Origin of the sequence: Mycoavidus sp. HKI (assembly GCF_020023735.2) — a bacterium.
Classification (GTDB): domain Bacteria; phylum Pseudomonadota; class Gammaproteobacteria; order Burkholderiales; family Burkholderiaceae; genus Mycoavidus.
The window spans coordinates 307,014-324,430 of record NZ_CP076444.2 but is presented as its reverse complement, the minus strand read 5'-3'; the positions used below and the strand labels follow the sequence as shown (position 1 = coordinate 324,430).

At 48.4% G+C, this 17,417-nt stretch carries 31 protein-coding genes; all 31 read right to left on the bottom strand.

Annotated features, from left to right (window positions below; all coding sequences use genetic code 11):
* Nucleotides 1-6: 6 nt before the first annotated feature.
* Complete coding sequence (gene rpoA / locus KMZ15_RS01255) at nucleotides 7-984, bottom strand: DNA-directed RNA polymerase subunit alpha (protein ID WP_223693341.1); 978 nt, start codon at nucleotides 982-984, stop codon at nucleotides 7-9.
* Between the two features lie 111 nt (nucleotides 985-1,095).
* The gene (gene rpsD, locus KMZ15_RS01250; protein WP_223693338.1) at nucleotides 1,096-1,725 is read right to left on the bottom strand and encodes a 30S ribosomal protein S4; all 630 of its coding nucleotides are present in this window, start codon (nucleotides 1,723-1,725) and stop codon (nucleotides 1,096-1,098) included.
* Nucleotides 1,726-1,824: 99 nt separating this feature from the next.
* Nucleotides 1,825-2,229, bottom strand: a complete 405-nt coding sequence (gene rpsK, locus KMZ15_RS01245; protein WP_223693336.1) for a 30S ribosomal protein S11 — start codon at nucleotides 2,227-2,229, stop codon at nucleotides 1,825-1,827.
* A gap of 34 nt (nucleotides 2,230-2,263) precedes the next feature.
* Nucleotides 2,264-2,629: a 30S ribosomal protein S13 gene (gene rpsM, locus KMZ15_RS01240; RefSeq protein WP_223693334.1), complete on the bottom strand. Its 366-nt coding sequence runs from the start codon at nucleotides 2,627-2,629 to the stop codon at nucleotides 2,264-2,266.
* A gap of 13 nt (nucleotides 2,630-2,642) precedes the next feature.
* Entirely contained in the window at nucleotides 2,643-2,759 is a 117-nt protein-coding gene (gene rpmJ / locus KMZ15_RS01235) for a 50S ribosomal protein L36 (protein ID WP_223693332.1), read from the bottom strand.
* Between the two features lie 15 nt (nucleotides 2,760-2,774).
* Nucleotides 2,775-2,993, bottom strand: a complete 219-nt coding sequence (infA, locus tag KMZ15_RS01230) for a translation initiation factor IF-1 (protein ID WP_026922050.1) — start codon at nucleotides 2,991-2,993, stop codon at nucleotides 2,775-2,777.
* 38 nt (nucleotides 2,994-3,031) lie between these two features.
* On the bottom strand, nucleotides 3,032-4,372 hold the full coding sequence (gene secY, locus KMZ15_RS01225) for a preprotein translocase subunit SecY (protein ID WP_223693329.1): 1,341 nt from the start codon (nucleotides 4,370-4,372) through the stop codon (nucleotides 3,032-3,034).
* Nucleotides 4,373-4,423: 51 nt separating this feature from the next.
* A complete protein-coding gene (rplO, locus tag KMZ15_RS01220; protein ID WP_223693327.1) occupies nucleotides 4,424-4,855 on the bottom strand; it encodes a 50S ribosomal protein L15 in 432 nt (143 codons plus the stop codon).
* A 21-nt stretch (nucleotides 4,856-4,876) separates the two neighbouring features.
* Complete coding sequence (gene rpmD / locus KMZ15_RS01215; protein WP_223693325.1) at nucleotides 4,877-5,059, bottom strand: 50S ribosomal protein L30; 183 nt, start codon at nucleotides 5,057-5,059, stop codon at nucleotides 4,877-4,879.
* Between the two features lie 24 nt (nucleotides 5,060-5,083).
* Nucleotides 5,084-5,602: a 30S ribosomal protein S5 gene (gene rpsE / locus KMZ15_RS01210; RefSeq protein ID WP_223693323.1), complete on the bottom strand. Its 519-nt coding sequence runs from the start codon at nucleotides 5,600-5,602 to the stop codon at nucleotides 5,084-5,086.
* Nucleotides 5,603-5,616: 14 nt separating this feature from the next.
* Nucleotides 5,617-5,982 carry a 50S ribosomal protein L18 gene (gene rplR, locus KMZ15_RS01205; protein WP_223693321.1) on the bottom strand — a complete coding sequence of 122 codons (366 nt, stop codon included), beginning with the start codon at nucleotides 5,980-5,982 and terminating at the stop codon, nucleotides 5,617-5,619.
* An 11-nt stretch (nucleotides 5,983-5,993) separates the two neighbouring features.
* Nucleotides 5,994-6,527 carry a 50S ribosomal protein L6 gene (gene rplF, locus KMZ15_RS01200; protein ID WP_223693318.1) on the bottom strand — a complete coding sequence of 178 codons (534 nt, stop codon included), beginning with the start codon at nucleotides 6,525-6,527 and terminating at the stop codon, nucleotides 5,994-5,996.
* Nucleotides 6,528-6,558: 31 nt separating this feature from the next.
* Complete coding sequence (gene rpsH / locus KMZ15_RS01195; RefSeq protein WP_223693315.1) at nucleotides 6,559-6,954, bottom strand: 30S ribosomal protein S8; 396 nt, start codon at nucleotides 6,952-6,954, stop codon at nucleotides 6,559-6,561.
* A 13-nt stretch (nucleotides 6,955-6,967) separates the two neighbouring features.
* Nucleotides 6,968-7,273 carry a 30S ribosomal protein S14 gene (gene rpsN / locus KMZ15_RS01190; protein ID WP_223693312.1) on the bottom strand — a complete coding sequence of 102 codons (306 nt, stop codon included), beginning with the start codon at nucleotides 7,271-7,273 and terminating at the stop codon, nucleotides 6,968-6,970.
* A gap of 7 nt (nucleotides 7,274-7,280) precedes the next feature.
* On the bottom strand, nucleotides 7,281-7,820 hold the full coding sequence (gene rplE, locus KMZ15_RS01185) for a 50S ribosomal protein L5 (protein WP_223693310.1): 540 nt from the start codon (nucleotides 7,818-7,820) through the stop codon (nucleotides 7,281-7,283).
* Nucleotides 7,821-7,836: 16 nt separating this feature from the next.
* Nucleotides 7,837-8,145, bottom strand: a complete 309-nt coding sequence (gene rplX / locus KMZ15_RS01180; protein WP_223693308.1) for a 50S ribosomal protein L24 — start codon at nucleotides 8,143-8,145, stop codon at nucleotides 7,837-7,839.
* A gap of 14 nt (nucleotides 8,146-8,159) precedes the next feature.
* Complete coding sequence (gene rplN, locus KMZ15_RS01175) at nucleotides 8,160-8,525, bottom strand: 50S ribosomal protein L14 (protein WP_223693306.1); 366 nt, start codon at nucleotides 8,523-8,525, stop codon at nucleotides 8,160-8,162.
* Nucleotides 8,526-8,728: 203 nt separating this feature from the next.
* The gene (gene rpsQ / locus KMZ15_RS01170; RefSeq protein ID WP_223693304.1) at nucleotides 8,729-8,998 is read right to left on the bottom strand and encodes a 30S ribosomal protein S17; all 270 of its coding nucleotides are present in this window, start codon (nucleotides 8,996-8,998) and stop codon (nucleotides 8,729-8,731) included.
* Complete coding sequence (rpmC, locus tag KMZ15_RS01165) at nucleotides 8,995-9,189, bottom strand: 50S ribosomal protein L29 (protein ID WP_223693301.1); 195 nt, start codon at nucleotides 9,187-9,189, stop codon at nucleotides 8,995-8,997. The genes rpsQ and rpmC overlap by 4 nt, the downstream gene beginning before the upstream one ends.
* 11 nt (nucleotides 9,190-9,200) lie before the next feature.
* Nucleotides 9,201-9,617 (bottom strand): 50S ribosomal protein L16, encoded by a 417-nt coding sequence (rplP, locus tag KMZ15_RS01160; protein ID WP_223693299.1) that lies wholly within the window; start codon nucleotides 9,615-9,617, stop codon nucleotides 9,201-9,203.
* A 2-nt stretch (nucleotides 9,618-9,619) separates the two neighbouring features.
* Nucleotides 9,620-10,420, bottom strand: a complete 801-nt coding sequence (gene rpsC, locus KMZ15_RS01155; RefSeq protein WP_223693297.1) for a 30S ribosomal protein S3 — start codon at nucleotides 10,418-10,420, stop codon at nucleotides 9,620-9,622.
* Nucleotides 10,421-10,433: 13 nt separating this feature from the next.
* Entirely contained in the window at nucleotides 10,434-10,766 is a 333-nt protein-coding gene (rplV, locus tag KMZ15_RS01150; protein WP_223693295.1) for a 50S ribosomal protein L22, read from the bottom strand.
* Nucleotides 10,767-10,777: 11 nt separating this feature from the next.
* Nucleotides 10,778-11,053, bottom strand: a complete 276-nt coding sequence (rpsS, locus tag KMZ15_RS01145; RefSeq protein WP_223693292.1) for a 30S ribosomal protein S19 — start codon at nucleotides 11,051-11,053, stop codon at nucleotides 10,778-10,780.
* 14 nt (nucleotides 11,054-11,067) lie between these two features.
* A complete protein-coding gene (gene rplB, locus KMZ15_RS01140) occupies nucleotides 11,068-11,895 on the bottom strand; it encodes a 50S ribosomal protein L2 (protein WP_223693290.1) in 828 nt (275 codons plus the stop codon).
* Between the two features lie 2 nt (nucleotides 11,896-11,897).
* Nucleotides 11,898-12,212 (bottom strand): 50S ribosomal protein L23, encoded by a 315-nt coding sequence (gene rplW / locus KMZ15_RS01135; protein WP_223693288.1) that lies wholly within the window; start codon nucleotides 12,210-12,212, stop codon nucleotides 11,898-11,900.
* Nucleotides 12,209-12,829: a 50S ribosomal protein L4 gene (gene rplD, locus KMZ15_RS01130; RefSeq protein ID WP_223693286.1), complete on the bottom strand. Its 621-nt coding sequence runs from the start codon at nucleotides 12,827-12,829 to the stop codon at nucleotides 12,209-12,211. Before rplD ends, rplW begins: the two co-directional genes overlap by 4 nt.
* On the bottom strand, nucleotides 12,829-13,488 hold the full coding sequence (gene rplC / locus KMZ15_RS01125; protein WP_223693284.1) for a 50S ribosomal protein L3: 660 nt from the start codon (nucleotides 13,486-13,488) through the stop codon (nucleotides 12,829-12,831). Before rplC ends, rplD begins: the two co-directional genes overlap by 1 nt.
* A gap of 168 nt (nucleotides 13,489-13,656) precedes the next feature.
* Nucleotides 13,657-13,971, bottom strand: a complete 315-nt coding sequence (gene rpsJ, locus KMZ15_RS01120) for a 30S ribosomal protein S10 (protein WP_026922071.1) — start codon at nucleotides 13,969-13,971, stop codon at nucleotides 13,657-13,659.
* 44 nt (nucleotides 13,972-14,015) lie between these two features.
* A complete protein-coding gene (gene fusA, locus KMZ15_RS01115) occupies nucleotides 14,016-16,118 on the bottom strand; it encodes an elongation factor G (RefSeq protein WP_223693282.1) in 2,103 nt (700 codons plus the stop codon).
* Between the two features lie 90 nt (nucleotides 16,119-16,208).
* On the bottom strand, nucleotides 16,209-16,679 hold the full coding sequence (gene rpsG / locus KMZ15_RS01110) for a 30S ribosomal protein S7 (RefSeq protein ID WP_223693280.1): 471 nt from the start codon (nucleotides 16,677-16,679) through the stop codon (nucleotides 16,209-16,211).
* 177 nt (nucleotides 16,680-16,856) lie between these two features.
* On the bottom strand, nucleotides 16,857-17,234 hold the full coding sequence (rpsL, locus tag KMZ15_RS01105; RefSeq protein WP_223693277.1) for a 30S ribosomal protein S12: 378 nt from the start codon (nucleotides 17,232-17,234) through the stop codon (nucleotides 16,857-16,859).
* Between the last annotated feature and the right edge of the window lie 183 nt (nucleotides 17,235-17,417).

Below are 17,417 nucleotides of genomic sequence, written 5' to 3'. Positions count from 1 at the left end.
AGCCGTTTATCGATCAAGATTCGTAGGCGGCCAATTTTCAAGTTTCATACCCAGCATAAGACCACGCGAGGAGAGTACTTCTTTAATCTCATTGAGTGATTTTCTGCCGAGATTTGGCGTTTTCAGCAACTCGTTTTCAGTACGTTGAATCAAATCACCGATGTAATAAATATTTTCGGCCTTCAAACAATTCAGGGAACGCACCGTCAACTCTAGGTCTTCTACAGAGCGCAACAGAATCGGGTCAACCTGCGGTGCACGCGAAGGAGTTTCTGTGCTCACTTCAGAGCCTTCTAATGCAGCAAACACTGATAATTGATCAACCAAAATGCTGGCCGCTTGACGAATTGCCTCTTCTGGTGAAAGTGCGCCATTCGTCTCAATATTCATCACTAGCTTGTCGAGATCGGTGCGTTGCTCGACCCGTGCACTCTCTACCGTATAGCTCACACGCCTGACCGGAGAGAATGAAGCATCAAGCACAATTCGACCGATGGATCGAGTGGCTTCTTCACCATAATGACGAACGTTCCCAGGTACATATCCGCGACCTTTCTCAACCTTAATTTGTAGGTCAAGCTTACCGCCTTTGGAGAGGTGCGCGATCACATATTCTGGGTTAATCACTTCACAATCATGCGGTAATTCAATATCCCCGGCCGTCACCGCGCCTTCGCCTTCTTTGCGCAATGAAACAGTCACTTCATCGCGGTTATGCAATAGAAAGACAATGCCTTTTAAATTCAGCAACAGGTTGATCACGTCTTCTTGCACGCCATCAATCGTAGAGTATTCGTGTACCACGCCACCGATGGTGACTTCAGTCGGCGCATGGCCAGTCATTGAAGACAGCAACACGCGTCGCAGCGCATTCCCTAAAGTGTGGCCATAGCCACGCTCAAATGGTTCCATGACCACTTTTGCATGGTTGCCGCCCATCAACTCAACCGCAATCATTCTGGGCTTCAACAGATTGTTCTGCATAGGTTTTCCTTTTAATGCCCGCAGCTCGTTACGTCTGTAGGGCTGACAGGTGATAACCTGAAAAAACACGGCCGACGCGCCCCTCATAGGAGCGCGTCAACCTTGATTCAATTACCGTGAATACAATTCAACAATCAAGCTTTCGTTAATATCGCCGGCAATTTCATTGCGTTCCGGCGCTTGCTTGAAGGTCCCTTCTAATTTCTTCTCATCGACTGTAACCCAGGCTGGAAAGCCAATCTGACTCGCCAGTCCGACAGCTTCTTGAATGCGAGTTTGCTGCTTGGCTTTTTCGCGAACGGCAATGAGATCGCCAGCCTTGACTTGCAAAGATGGAATATTAGCTACGTGACCATTGATCACGATCGAGCAATGGCTAACCAGTTGCCGTGCCTCAGCACGGGTTGAGCCAAAGCCCATCCGGTACACCACATTGTCAAGCCTGGATTCAAGCAATTGCAAAAGCATTTCGCCGGTATTGCCTTTGCGGCGGTCAGCCTCAGCAAAATAGCGACGGAATTGGCGTTCAAGCACCCCGTAAACACGTTTCACCTTTTGCTTTTCACGCAATTGGTTACCGTAATCGGAAGTACGATTGTTATTACCAGAAGGACGGCCATGTTGGCCGGGCTTGGTGTCGAGCTTACATTTATCTGCCAGCGAACGGCGTGTGCTTTTCAGGAAAAGATCCGTTCCTTCCCGGCGAGATAATTTAGCTTTAGGGCCTATATAGCGTGCCACTTTTCATTCCTTTTCAAATAAGTCACGCGAACCGGAGTCCGCGTTAGTCCTGCTTAATAGCTAGACGGTGGGCTTATGGCGATTAATACAATTTTTACTTTAAATACGACGGCGTTTTGGCGGGCGGCAACCATTATGGGGAATCGGTGTCACATCAGAAATTTCTGTGACTTTGATGCCCAGGCCATGTAGCGCGCGCACTGCGGATTCACGGCCTGGACCGGGACCCTTAATTCTAACTTCAACCGTTTTCAAGCCATACTCAAGCGCTGTCCGACCCGCGGATTCAGCCGCGATTTGAGCAGCATATGGGGTCGATTTACGCGATCCTTTAAAACCCTGACCGCCTGCTGTCGCCCATACAAAAGCATTACCTTGGCGATCGGTGAAGACAATAATCGTGTTATTAAATGATGCATGAACATGCACCACGCCTTCCGCGATATTTCTTTTGACTTTTTTGCGAGCACGTTGTGTCGCAGAATTATTTGAAGCCTTAGCCATACATTTTCCTGTGCTGTACTTAACGATCTAATGCTTACTTCTTGAGGGAAGCAGCAGCACGCCGTGGACCTTTACGAGTACGCGCATTGGTGCGAGTACGCTGGCCTCTAACTGGCAAGCCTTTGCGATGCCGCATGCCACGATAGCAGCCAAGATCCATCAGACGCTTGATGCTCATCGAAACTTCACGGCGCAAATCGCCTTCAACGGCATACTTGCCCACCTGCTCACGCAGTTTTTCAAGATCTTTATCATCAAGATCTTTAACTTTTTTCGAAAGGGACACGCCAGACTGCTCACAAATCGTGAGCGCACGCGTACGGCCAATGCCGTAGATAGCTGTCAGTCCAATTACGATGTGCTTATGATTCGGGATATTTACCCCAGCGATACGAGCCATTGCTATTCCTCAATCAACCTTGACGTTGCTTGTGACGCTGATCAGAACTACAAATCACACGCACAACGCCTTTGCGTCTGATAACTTTACAATTACGACAAATACATTTAACTGATGCCATGACTTTCATATAATACCTTTTTAATCATTTTGCTCGAAATATAATCCGTGCACGAGACAGATCATAAGGGGTTAATTCCACCGTCACCTTGTCACCTGGCAAAATCCGAATGTAATGCATCCGCATTTTGCCAGAAATATGCCCTAATACAATATGACCATTTTCCAACTTAACTCGAAAAGTGGCATTTGGAAGGTTTTCAAGCACTTCCCCTTGCATTTGAATTACATCATCTTTGGCCATAAGCCCCTAAACCCAAAAACTCTTATTAGATCCTTATCTTAACGGATCGGGAGATTGCCGCCCTTAAAATTGGCCTTACGGAGCAAGGATTCATATTGTTGCGACATCAAATATGATCGCACTTGCTCCATAAAATCCATCGTTACCACAACAATAATCAGTAATGATGTCCCACCAAAATAAAACGGTACATTCCAGCGCAATACTAAAAATTCAGGCAATAAGCACACGAATACAATGTAAACAGCACCCGCCAGTGTAAGACGCGTCAGAATTTTATCGATATAGCGCGCAGTTTGATCTCCTGGCCGAATACCGGGTACAAAAGCACCACTTTTCTTTAGGTTATCCGCTGTTTCTTTGCTGTTAAATACCAATGCGGTATAAAAGAAACAAAAGAACACGATCGCCAAGGCATACAACATCACGTAAACTGGCTGCCCGGGGGCTAACATCGCCGCCACATCATGCAACCAGCGCAACCCAGAGTCAGCGCCAGAACTAAACCAACTTGCGATGGTCGCTGGAAATAAAATAATCGACGAGGCAAAAATCGGCGGAATGACACCTGCCATATTCAGCTTTAGAGGCAAATGCGAGGCTTGTCCACCATACAGCTTGTTGCCAACCTGACGTTTGGCGTAATTCACCAAAATTTTGCGCTGACCACGCTCAACAAATACAACAAAATAGGTGACTGCAACAATCAGCACAATCACAATCAAAGCGGAAATAATGCTCATCGAATTAGTCCGGACTAATTCAAACAGTCCGCCGATGGCATTGGGTAGACCCGCAGCAATCCCGCCGAAGATTATAATTGAAATACCATTACCCAAACCACGTTCAGTAATTTGCTCGCCTAACCACATCAAAAACATCGTACCCGTCAACAAAGTCACGACGGTCGTCAAGCGAAACATAAAGCTTGGGTCAAGCACGAGGCCTACCTGGCTTTCCAGCGCAAGCGCTATACTAAATGCCTGAAAAGTAGCGAGCACCACAGTAAAATACCGCGTGTACTGCGTCATTTTACGCTGGCCTGCTTGCCCTTCTTTCTTAAGCGCTTCTAGTTGCGGCGAGATAATCGCCATCAACTGCATAATAATCGAAGCCGAAATGTACGGCATGATCCCTAGCGCAAACACTGAAAAACGCGACAGTGCTCCACCCGAGAACATATTGAACATTCCCAGAATCCCGCCTTGCTGGCTCTGAAAAAGCTTAGCCAACTGATCAGGATCAATGCCTGGCACAGGAATATGCGCACCAATCCGGTAAACAACAAGCGCTAGCAGTAAAAATATGGCGCGCTTAAATAGATCGCCATATTTTGCTACTGGTTTACCGTTTTTCGCAAGATTCGGGCTCTTAGCCAAAAATCTTCTCCAATGCCAATGCTACTAATTGATTCATTAATGGGCGCTTATTTAGACCAGCGAACCATTCGCGGCTTCTATTGCACGACGCGCACCCGCTGTTGCGGTCAGGCCTTTTAACGTAATTTTACGTGTCAATTCACCTGTAGCAATAACTTTGACATTACGCACCATCTCACCGACCAAACCAGCCTGCTTCAAGACCAATAAGTCGATCTCATCGACTGGCAATTTTTGCAAGTCAGAAAGTAGAATTTGGCTGTTAAATTCTTTTGTCAGCGATTTGAAGCCACGTTTTGGTAAACGCCGCTGCAATGGCATTTGCCCGCCTTCAAAGCCAACTTTATGGAAACCGCCAGATCGCGATTTTTGTCCTTTGTGACCTCGGCCGGCAGTTTTACCCATGCCAGAGCCCATGCCGCGACCTACACGCCGCTTCGCATGTTTGGCGCCAGCGGCAGGTTTAAGTTGATTCAATTCCATTAAAACTCCTTGGACCTTCGCTTAGCTAACGACTTTAACAAGGTAAGATACCTTGTTAATCATGCCGCGTACCGCGGGGGTATCTTGCAACTCACTGACTGAGTTGATACGACGTAGACCTAGCCCCCGTATCGTCGCACGATGCGATTCACGAGTACCGATCACGCTCTTAACGAGCTGAATTTTGACAGTTTGATTTGACATTTTGCTACGGTCTCTGCAGGTCTCTTAATTCAAAATCTGTTCAATTGTCTTGCCACGCTTGGCCGCGATATTCGCTGGGGTGGATTGCTTACGCAACCCATCAAGCGCTGCTCGCACGACATTGTACGAATTGGTAGAGCCGTAAATTTTAGCCATCACATTACGTACACCCACCACATGAAATACAGCACGCATTGGGCCACCGCTTTTAATCCCCGTACCTTCTTTGGCAGGAGCCATCAAAACGGTCGTGGCGCCATGTTTACCCGGCACCTCATGCTGCAAAGTACCATTATGCAACTGGACTTTAAACATATTGCGACGGGCCTGTTCCATGGCTTTTTGGACAGCAACAGGCACTTCTTTTGCCTTGCCTTTGCCCATACCAATGCGCCCATCGCCATCGCCAACCACGGTTAGAACAGCAAAGCCTAAAATACGACCGCCTTTAACGACTTTAGTGACGCGTTTGACGGAGACCATCTTTTCGCGAAGGCCATCGTCGCGTTCTTCAAGCTGAGCTTTCGCTTGCATTTTTGCCATGACGAATCTTTTCCTTAAAACTTGAGGCCAGCTTCACGCGCAGCTTCGGCGAGTGCTTTAACACGGCCGTGATAGCGAAAACCCGAACGATCAAAGGCAACGGTTTCAATACCAGCCACCTTAGCTTTTTGTGCAATCCGCTGACCAATAAGTGTAGCCGCGGCGACATTAGCACCCTTACCACTTTGGTCTGCCAGCTGTTGACGCACTTCTGCCTCAACCGTTGACGCACTGGCGAGTATTTGGGTCCCGCATGGCGAGAATACTTGCGCATAAATGTGCGTATTAGTGCGATGAACCGCTAGCCGATGAACCTTTAACTCAGCGATTTTGCTTCGCGTCGGACGGGCACGGCGTATACGAGATTGTTTTTTATCCATAACGAGCAACCTTATTTTTTCTTGGTTTCTTTGAGGATCACAACCTCATCAGCATAACGCACGCCTTTGCCTTTATAGGGCTCAGGTGGACGATAGGCACGCACCTCTGCAGCAACCTGTCCGACTTTCTGTTTGTCGATCCCTTTAATCAGGATCTCAGTCTGAACTGGCGTTTCCACTTTAATGCCTTCTGGCATTTGGTGCACAACCGGATGCGAATAACCCACTGATAAATTCAATTTATCGCCTTGAGCTTGCGCACGATAACCAACGCCGACCAAATTGAGCTTACGCTCAAATCCCCGCGACACACCCAGTACCATATTGGCAACAAGCGCACGCATCGTACCCGACATAGCATTCGCTTCGCTGCTATCATCAGCTGGCTCGAATGTTATCTTGCCATCAGCCTGATGAATCTTAACTAACTGATTCTCAGCTAGCGACATTGAACCCAATGGCCCTTTGCTCGTGATCATGCCACTATCTAGTGACACATCAACGCCCGCTGGCAATTCAACGGGGCTCTTACCTACTCGAGACATCCTTGTTTCTCCTTAGCGGCGGCCTCAAAAATTATTCGACGTAACACAGAATTTCGCCGCCGACTCCAGCCGCACGCGCTTTACGATCTGTCATCACGCCTTGAGTGGTGGAGACAATCGCCACCCCAAGACCATTCATGACTTGAGGAATAGCGTGGCGCCCTTTATACACAGGACAACCTGGACGTGAAACACGTTCTATACGTTCAATAACTGGGCGGCCTGCATAATACTTTAGTCCAAGCTGCAACTCTGCTTTGCCACCCTCTGCTTTAACCGAAAAATCTTCGATATAGCCTTCGTCCCGCAATACTTGCGCAATCGCAACTTTAATTTTAGAAGACGGCATCGCTACTGATACTTTGTTGACCATCTGCGCATTGCGAACGCGAGTCAGCATATCGGCGATAGGATCACTCATGCTCATTTATATTACTCCCTCACCAGCTCGCTTTTGTCAGACCCGGAATTTCACCACGGAAGGCGATTTCACGGATCTTGCTACGGGCAAGACCAAATTTGCGAAAAGTGCCACGCGGACGACCAGTCAATGCGCAGCGATTACGCTTACGGGTTGGATTCGCATTACGCGGCAACTGCTGTAACTGCAAGCGTGCTGCATAACGATCTTCATCTGATTTTTTTGAATCATCGATGATCGCTTTAAGAGCAGTACGCTGAGCAGCGTATTTTTGCGCTAAATGCGCACGTTTTTTTTCACGTTCAATTAATGCTACTTTAGCCACGGCAACCTCAGTTCTTGAACGGAAACTTGAAGCAAGCAAGCAATGCCTTTGCTTCTTCGTCATTTTTTGCGGTGGTGTTAATACTGATATTTAACCCACGCAACGCATCAATTTTGTCGTATTCAATTTCAGGAAAAATAATTTGCTCCTTGACCCCGAGGTTGTAATTGCCACGGCCGTCAAATGCACGACCAGATACGCCGCGAAAATCTCGAACGCGTGGCAATGCTAAATTCACCAAACGATCTAAAAATTCAAACATCATACGGCCACGCAACGTAACCATCACACCTACTGGATAGCCTTCACGAATTTTGAAGCCCGCAATTGCTTTGCGTGCTACGGTGATCACTGGCTTTTGGCCGGCAATCTTCGTAAGGTCACCCACTGCGTGTTCAATCACTTTTTTATCAGCAACCGCTTCACCCACACCCATATTCAAGGTGATTTTGGTAAAACGGGGCACTTCCATAACAGATTTGTAACCGAACTTTTGCATCAGTTCGGGAACTGCTTTCTGTTTATAAAATTCTTGCAAACGAGCCATTTATTTAATCACTCCGTCAAGCGCTAAGTACTGCACCGGTCGTTTTTAGAAAGCGAACATTCTCACCATCCTCGACTTTGATACCCACACGCGATGGTTTACCGTTCGCGTCAACCAAAGCCACATTTGACCGATTGATCGGCATGACTTTGCTTTCCACGCCACCTGGCGTTCCTTTCATTGGGTTTGGTTTGACATGCTTCTTAACCAAATTCAAACCCTCAACCGTGATTCGATCGCCTGCAACTGCTAGCACAACGCCGCGTTTGCCTTTGTCTTTACCGGTGATCGCAATCACTTCATCACCTTTACGAATTGTCTTCATTTTGATGCAATCCCTTACAGCACTTCTGGAGCAAGTGACACGATCTTCATGAAATGTTCGCGCAATTCACGCGTAACAGGCCCAAAAATACGAGTACCAATTGGCTCGAGTTTAGCATTGAGCAATACTATTGCATTGCCGTCAAACTTAATCAGCGAACCATCCGGGCGGCGCATACCTTTTCTAGTGCGTACCACCACGGCATTAAATATTTCACCTTTTTTCACGCGCCCACGCGGCATCGCTTCTTTGACTGTCACTTTAATGACGTCACCGATATTCGCGTAACGACGCTTTGAACCGCCCAACACTTTAATACACAACGCTTCACGTGCACCTGTGTTATCTGCGATTTGAAGCCGAGTTTCGTTCTGAATCATAATTTCTCTTTTCCAACTTAATCCGGCTGCGCCAATTATCAGCAAAAGCTCAACAGCGCTTTCCGGTCAGTTTTGGCCCCGCCGACCTTAGGCCGCTTGGGTTAGGAACAAGGACATAAATGTCCGTTAAAAGCAGAGCAGAGGATTATAGCAAATTATCCGAAAATTGCAATCTATTCGTTACAATTTTAACATCTACCCACTTAAACAACCCGCACAGCCTCCATTAGACGAGATACCGTCCAAGCCTTTGTCTTTGAAAGCGGCCGTGTTTCTTGAATTTCAACAAGATCGCCTTCATTGTAAGTATTAACTTCATCATGCGCATGATATTTCTTTGAGCGCACAACATATTTACCATAAAGTGGATGCTTGACACGACGCTCGATAAGGACCGTCACGGTTTTATCCATTTTATTGCTGACAACTCTACCGATCAGCGTTCGCTTGAGCGAAGTTTTAACATCGTTCATTTTTGGCTTGCCTTTTCGGTCAATACAGTATGCACGCGCGCAATATCACGCCGTATTTTCTTTAATAGACTGTTGTTACTTAATTGCTGAGTTGCCAATTGCAAACGCACGCTAAAACATGCTTTAAGCAAATCAGACAACTCTTTATGCAATTCAGTCCGGTCTTTTACTCGGAATTCTGAGGCTTTCATTCATCTCTCCATCAAGCGCTAATCTGGCGCGCGACAAATGCTGTCTTCATTGGCAGTTTTGCCGCTGCCAGGCGAAATGCCGCCCGCGCCAACACTTCGTCTACACCATCCATTTCATACAACATCTTACCTGGCTGAATCTCGGCCACGTAGTATTCCGGATTCCCTTTACCATTACCCATCCGGACTTCAGCCGGCTTTTGGGAAATCGGTTTATCCGGGAAAATACGAATCCAAATCCGGCCACCCCGTTTAATATGACGGGTCATCGCACGACGCGCAGACTCAATTTGACGTGCCGTCAGACGACCACGGCCAATTGCTTTTAAGCCAAATTCGCCAAATGATACGGCGTTGCCGCGAGTCGCCACACCGGTATTGCGACCTTTTTGCTCTTTACGGTATTTTCTGCGTTTTGGTTGCAACATCTCTATTCTCCAATCTTGGCATCGCCATCAGATTTGGCAGCTCCCGCACGACGCGAACCCGCCCAACGGCCCGGCTTATCGCCACCGTCACTACGACCGCGGCGTTCGCCCGGACGGGAATTACGGCGTCCCCGTTTCTCTTCAGGTGCTTCATCGACAACCGGCGCTTCGTTACGGCCTACTATATCGCCCTTATAAACCCAGACCTTAATGCCAATAATGCCATAAGTTGTCTGCGCTTCGGACGTTGCGTAATCGATATCGGCACGTAATGTATGTAATGGCACACGACCTTCACGATACCACTCCGTACGCGCAATTTCGATTCCATTTAACCGGCCGGAACTCATGATCTTGATGCCTTGAGCGCCAAGACGCATCGCATTTTGCATCGCACGCTTCATTGCACGGCGAAACATAATCCGGCGTTCAAGCTGTTGCGAAATCGAATCTGCAATTAACTGCGCATCGATTTCCGGCTTGCGAATTTCTTCGATATTGACATGCACCGGCACGCCCATGCGGCGTTGCAATTCAGCCTTCAAGAGCTCAATATCCTCGCCCTTTTTACCGATCACAATACCTGGACGCGAGCTGTGAATGGTAATGCGCGCGTTTTTCGCAGGTCGCTCAATGATTACCTTGCCGACAGACGCATTCTTGAGTTTTTTCTTCAAATACTCTCGAACACTAATGTCTTCTTTCAACATATTTGCAAACTGAGTATTACTCGCGTACCAACGCGAAACCCAGTTGCGACGAACGGCCAGCCGAAAGCCGGTCGGATGTATTTTCTGTCCCATCGTGTGTGGCCCTTTAATTTCCAACCGTCACGGTGATGTGACAGGATTGCTTTTCGAGCGGATTACTACGCCCTTTGGCGCGCGCAATAATACGTTTTAACGAAGTCGCTTTATCGACATAAATGCTAGTCACCTTTAACTCGTCAATATCCACGCCCACATTATGCTCTGCGTTTGCGATTGCCGATTGGACGACTTTCTTAATAATGCCTGCAGGCTTTTGCTTTGGCGAAAAAGCCAATAAATCCAAGGCTTTACCAACTGCTAGGCCGCGAATCTGATCTGCGACTAAACGTGTTTTTTGCGCCGAAATCCGGGCGCCGCGGTGAATTGCTTTGGCTACCATCTTCTTGCCCCTTATCTCTTAGCCTTTTTATCGGCTGCATGACCTTTGAATGTGCGGGTCAAGGCAAATTCGCCGAGTTTATGGCCGACCATATTTTCCGAAATATAAACCGGAATATGTTGACGGCCATTATGCACCGCAATGGTCAAACTGATAAAATCCGGCAGAATTGTCGACCGGCGTGACCAAGTTTTGATTGGCTTGCGGTCGCGTGTAGCGATAGCCGCATCAACCTTTCGCCGCAAGTGGGCCTCACAATACGGGCCTTTTTTGATAGAACGTGCCATTTATCTACACTCTCTTAACGTTTATTGCGACGCTGCACGATCATATTGGTCGTGCGTTTATTGCGACGAGTCCGATAGCCCTTAGTTGGGACACCTGTTGGACTCACTGGATGACGACCAGCAGCAGTTTTGCCCTCGCCCCCGCCATGCGGGTGATCTACCGGGTTCATTGCCACACCACGTACGGTCGGACGAATACCGCGCCAACGGGCAGCACCTGCTTTACCAATTTGACGCAGGCCATGCTCTTCATTGCCCACTTCGCCGACAGTCGCACGGCATTCGATATGCACGCGGCGAATCTCGCCAGAGCGCAAACGAACCTGTGCGTAACTGCCTTCACGCGCCAATAGCATCGCTGAAGCACCCGCTGAACGAGCAATCTGCGCACCTTTGCCTGGCTGCATTTCGATACAATGAATCGTGGTCCCGACCGGAATATTGCGAATTGGCAACGCATTGCCCGCACGAATCGGCGCTTGCGCACCCGATAAGAGCTGATGGCCTACTGCCAGACCTTTCGGTGCAATAATGTAGCGCCGCTCACCATCGGCATAACACAACAATGCAATGTTCGCACTACGATTCGGGTCATATTCCAATTGCTCAACTTTTGCCGGTATATCATCTTTGTTACGGCAAAAATCGACCATCCGATAGTGCTGCTTATGACCACCACCGCGATGACGCGTAGTGATATGACCGTTATGATTACGGCCCGCAGTATTGCTTTGTTTTTCTAAGAGTGGCGCATGAGGTTTGCCTTTATGCAAATCCTTATTCACCACCTTAATCATTCCCCGGCGACCGGGTGAAGTCGGTTTGACTTTAACGAGTGCCATGATTATCTGGCCTCCGCTTCAAAATTAATTTCATGCCCTGGCTTCAGACACACATAGGCTTTTTTCACAGTCTTACGGCGTCCGCTGATGCGGCCAGAACGCTTAACTTTACCTTTTTGATTCAAAATTTGCACGGAAGCCACTTCAACCTTAAACATCAATTCAACCGCGGCTTTAACTTCTTGCTTAGTCGAATCAGGCGTCACTACAAACACGTTCTGATTATTCTTGTCAGCAACTTGCGTCGCTTTCTCGGAAACCCGAGGTTCAATCAAGATTTTCAGTAAACGATGGTCATTTTTACGGGCGTCGATCATGACAACAACTCCTCAATCTGGGCGAGCCCGGCTTTGGTAACCAAGATGTTCTTGAAATGGATCAACGATAATGGATCGGCATAACGCGGCTCAACAATCGCCACATTAGGCAAGTTGCGCGACGCAAGATACAGATTTTCATCCACATTATCAGTAATCACTAACACTGATTCAAGGCCCATCGACTGAAATTTACGAGCAAGCAATTTTGTCTTTGGCGCTTCGAGCGTGATCTCCTCAACTAACGAGAGTCGACCCTCACGGACCAACTGCGAGAAGATTGAGCAAAGCCCAGCACGAAACATCTTTTTATTGACTTTATGCGTGAAGTTTTCTTCTGGCGAATTAGGGAAAATACGACCACCCCCACGCCATAGTGGACTCGAGGTCATCCCCGCGCGCGCCCGGCCTGTGCCTTTTTGACGCCACGGTTTTCTAGTCGAGTGCTTAACTTGCTCACGATCTTTTTGCGCCCGATTACCACTGCGCGCATTGGCTTGATACGCTACAACGACCTGATGAATCAAAGCCTCATTGTAGGCACGGCCAAATACTGAGTCAGATGCATTGATGCCAACTGCGTCCTGACCGACTTCATTAAGGAGCTTAATTTCCATTATTTTGCTCCTTTTTGGGCAGGTGACTTAACCGCTGGCGTGATCGCCACGAAGCCTTCCTTTGCCCCCGGAATTGCGCCGTTTACAAACAATAATTGACGCTCTACATCAATCCGCACAATCTCTAGATTCTGCGTGGTGACCCTGCGGTCCCCCATATGTCCGGTCATACGCTTACCTGGAAAGACGCGGCCTGGATCTTGCGCCATCCCGATTGAGCCCGGCACATTATGTGAGCGTGAATTACCATGGGATGCTCGACCCGAGCTAAAATTGTAGCGTTTGATCGTGCCTGCATAGCCCTTACCAATCGAGCGTCCGCACACATCGATTTTTTGTCCGACTTCAAATAACTCGGTACCGAGTACTTTGCCAATAGACAAAGCCGTGGCTTGAGTTTCATCAGTACGAAATTCTTGTAGGAACTGGCCAGCTTCGACACCTGCTTTAGCAAAGTGTCCTTGCAAAGGCTTAGTCACGCGTGTAGCGCGGCGCTCGCCAAATGCAAGTTGCACGGCGGTGTAACCGTCAGATGCAACGGTCTTGATCTGTGTCACGCGATTGCTTGATACGTTTACCACTGTCACCGGAATTGAAACGCCTTCCGGTGTAAAGATACGTGTCATCGCAACCTTGCGACCCAAAAGTCCAAGGCTCATTATTTTCTCCATTCCCAGCTACGATTGGCCAGGATTAAATCGCTTGATAATTAAACCGATGCTCGCTGTGTTCAACTAATCACAACGAACTCAATAATTTACGCAAAAGCGCGAAAAGCCCTCAATTATAACTGGGCCTTTCGCTTCCCGCAATAAAGATTGTCTTGTTTACTGCAATTTGATCTCGACATCCACTCCTGCCGATAGATCTAGTCTCATTAAAGCATCAACTGTCTTGTCCGTCGGATCAACAATGTCAATCAGACGCAGATGTGTACGAATTTCAAGTTGATCGCGCGAAGTTTTATTGACATGAGGCGAACGCAAAATATCAAAGCGCTGAATCGAGGTCGGCAATGGCACTGGCCCACATACAATAGCGCCGGTTTGTTTCGCGGTATCGACAATCTCAGCTGATGCCACGTCGATTAGCCGACTATCAACTGCCTTTAGGCGAATACGAATCTTCTGTTCTTTTGACATGACTTTCCTTTAAAGAGCGAGGCGGCTCACGCCGCCGGATTAAATTACTTACCTCTGGCACTCATCACCGCTTCTGCAACATTGCGCGGAGCGTCAGAATAATGCTTAAATTCCATCGTATAGGTAGCACGGCCTTGGGTCAGCGAGCGCAACGATGTAGAGTAACCAAACATTTCCGCAAGCGGAACTTCAGCACGCACCACCTTACCGCCACCGATCATATCTTCCATGCCCTGAACAATCCCACGGCGCGACGATAGATCACCCATCACGTTACCCATAAACTCTTCAGGGGTTTCGACTTCAACTGCCATCATCGGCTCAAGCAGGACAGGGGTTGCACGCCGCATACCTTCCTTAAACGCCATTGAGCCTGCCATCTTGAAGGCATTTTCATTCGAGTCAACGTCATGGTAAGAACCAAAAAACAATGTGACTTTGACATCTACGACCGGATAACCCGCCAAGACCCCTGCCTTGAGTGTTTCTTGAATACCTTTGTCAACCGCCGGAATATATTCACGGGGCACCACGCCACCCTTGATTGCGTCGACAAATTCATAGCCTTTACCCTGTTCTTGGGGCTCCAGCTTCAACACCACATGACCATACTGACCGCGGCCACCAGACTGTTTGACAAATTTGCCTTCAACTTCATTACAGGTGGCACGAATCGTCTCGCGATAAGCAACCTGAGGCTTACCAACCGTTGCTTCAACGCCAAATTCACGTCGCATCCGGTCAACCAAAATCTCCAAATGCAACTCACCCATACCCGAAATAATGGTCTGGCTCGACTCTTCATCCGTCTGCACGCGAAACGATGGATCTTCCTGTGCCAGACGATTCAGCGCCAGCCCCATTTTTTCTTGATCAACCTTGGTTTTAGGCTCCACTGCCTGCGAAATCACCGGCTCAGGGAATATCATGCGTTCAAGCAGAATGATCTGACTAGGATCGCACAACGTATCGCCCGTGGTGGCTTCTTTCAAACCCACTGCCGCCGCGATATCGCCAGCACGCACTTCCCTAATTTCTTCACGTTGGTTCGCATGCATTTGCAAAATCCGACCAAGGCGCTCTTTCTTACCTTTGATTGGGTTGTAAATGCTATCACCCGAATTCACCACACCAGAGTAGACACGGAAGAAAATCAACTGACCCACAAAAGGATCGGTCATGATTTTAAACGCCAGCGCGGAGAATTTCTCATCATCCGCAGCACGACGCTCCGTTGTGCCACCCTCTTCAAGCTCACCCTGAACAGGCGGGATATCGACTGGCGACGGCATATAATCAACCACGGCATCCAACATTGCCTGCACACCCTTATTCTTAAAGGCAGAACCGCACAACATTGGGACGATCTCACCGGCAATCGTGCGAGCACGCAGCGCAGCCATGATTTCTTCTTCGCTCAACGTTTCACCATTGAGGTATTTATCCATCAATACTTCAGATGACTCAGCTGCCGCTTCGACCATCTTTTCGTGCCATTCTTGAGCAAGGTCAGCGAGGTCAGCAGGAATCTCTTGGTATTCAAATTTAATACCCTGACTCGCGTCCTCCCAGACGATCGCCTTCATTTTGACGAGATCAATCACGCCTTTGAAGTTTTCTTCCGCGCCAATTGGCACCTGGATTGGAATCGGGTTCGCTTTCAGGCGAGCACGCATTTGATCGTGCACTTTAAAGAAATTAGCCCCCGTGCGGTCCATCTTGTTGACAAACGCCAGCCGCGGCACGCCGTATTTATTGGCCTGCCGCCAAACTGTTTCAGATTGGGGCTGAACGCCACCGACGGCACAATACACCATGCAGGCGCCATCCAACACGCGCATTGAACGCTCAACTTCAATCGTGAAGTCGACGTGTCCTGGCGTATCGATGATATTAATACGGTGCTCGGGATAATTACCCGCCATGCCTTTCCAGAAGGCTGTAGTTGCCGCCGATGTAATGGTGATGCCGCGCTCTTGCTCTTGCTCCATCCAATCCATCGTTGCAGCGCCATCATGCACTTCACCGATTTTATGGTTGACGCCCGTGTAAAACAGAATGCGCTCAGTAGTCGTTGTTTTACCGGCGTCAATGTGGGCGCTAATGCCAATATTGCGATAGCGCTCGATAGGTGTCTTGCGAGCCACTTTAAACCTCTGTTTTAATGAGCCACGGGAGAAGCATGCGGCTTTTGATGATTGATCATTTAGACTAAACCGTAAACGGTTTAGCTATACTTAAAAACGGAAATGCGAAAATGCTTTATTAGCTTCTGCCATCCGGTGCACTTCATCGCGCTTTTTCATGGCGCCACCACGGCCCTCGAAAGCCTCGAGCAATTCAGCAGCTAAACGTAACGCCATGGATTTTTCACTGCGCTTTTTCGCTGCATCGCACAACCAACGCATGGCTAGCGCTGCGCGACGTGCTGGCCGCACTTCAACTGGCACCTGGTAGTTTGCACCACCGACGCGACGCCCTTTAACTTCAACCACTGGTTTAACGTTATTCAGTGCGCCGTTAAATAATTCTAAAGGCTCTTTGCCGTTTTTATCTTGAACGTGTTTGAATGCGCCATAGACAATACGCTCGGCAACAGACTTCTTGCCAGACAACATCAGCACATTCATGAATTTTGCGACTTCTACATTGCCAAATTTAGGATCTGGCAGAATTTCCCGCTTGGGGACTTCACGACGACGTGGCATTTCTTTTCCTTTACTGTTTCAGCTGGGGTCAATCCCCTCGGCCACCAACTACGCTAATTAAAAATAATTTTTCTAAATAACGTCGGGTGTCCGCTTACTCGATAGCCACCATTAATTTGATGCTACCGCTCTCAAAACTATTTCAACCGCTCCAACAACGCTGGAGCAGGTTTTAGATTACGCTTTTTTCGCGCGCTTTGCACCGTATTTCGAGCGTGCTTGCTTACGATCTTTCACGCCTTGCGTATCAAGTGAACCACGCACAATGTGATAACGTACACCAGGCAAATCCTTAACCCGGCCACCGCGAATCAGCACCACCGAGTGCTCCTGCAGATTATGGCCTTCGCCGCCGATATAAGGAATCACCTCAAAGCCGTTCGTTAAACGCACTTTAGCTACTTTACGTAGCGCTGAATTTGGTTTCTTCGGCGTCGTGGTGTACACCCGAGTGCACACACCGCGCCGCTGTGGGCTGTTCTCTAAAGCCGGGCTCTTGCTCTTCAATTGAGCCGAGACGCGACCTTTACGAACCAGCTGATTAGTAGTTGGCATTATGTAATCCTGCAAAAAATGATCCGGGCTCAATGAACAAAGCAGGCAAATGGCCTAGAAAACCGGAACCCCGTATAATAAGGCCTAAGCTTGATTGTAGTCAATAGGGAATGTGGCAGGTCGGCATCGATGCGCTGGCGCAATGCTAGCTTAGCCGCGTTGACTCGAATCCCCCTTCGCCAT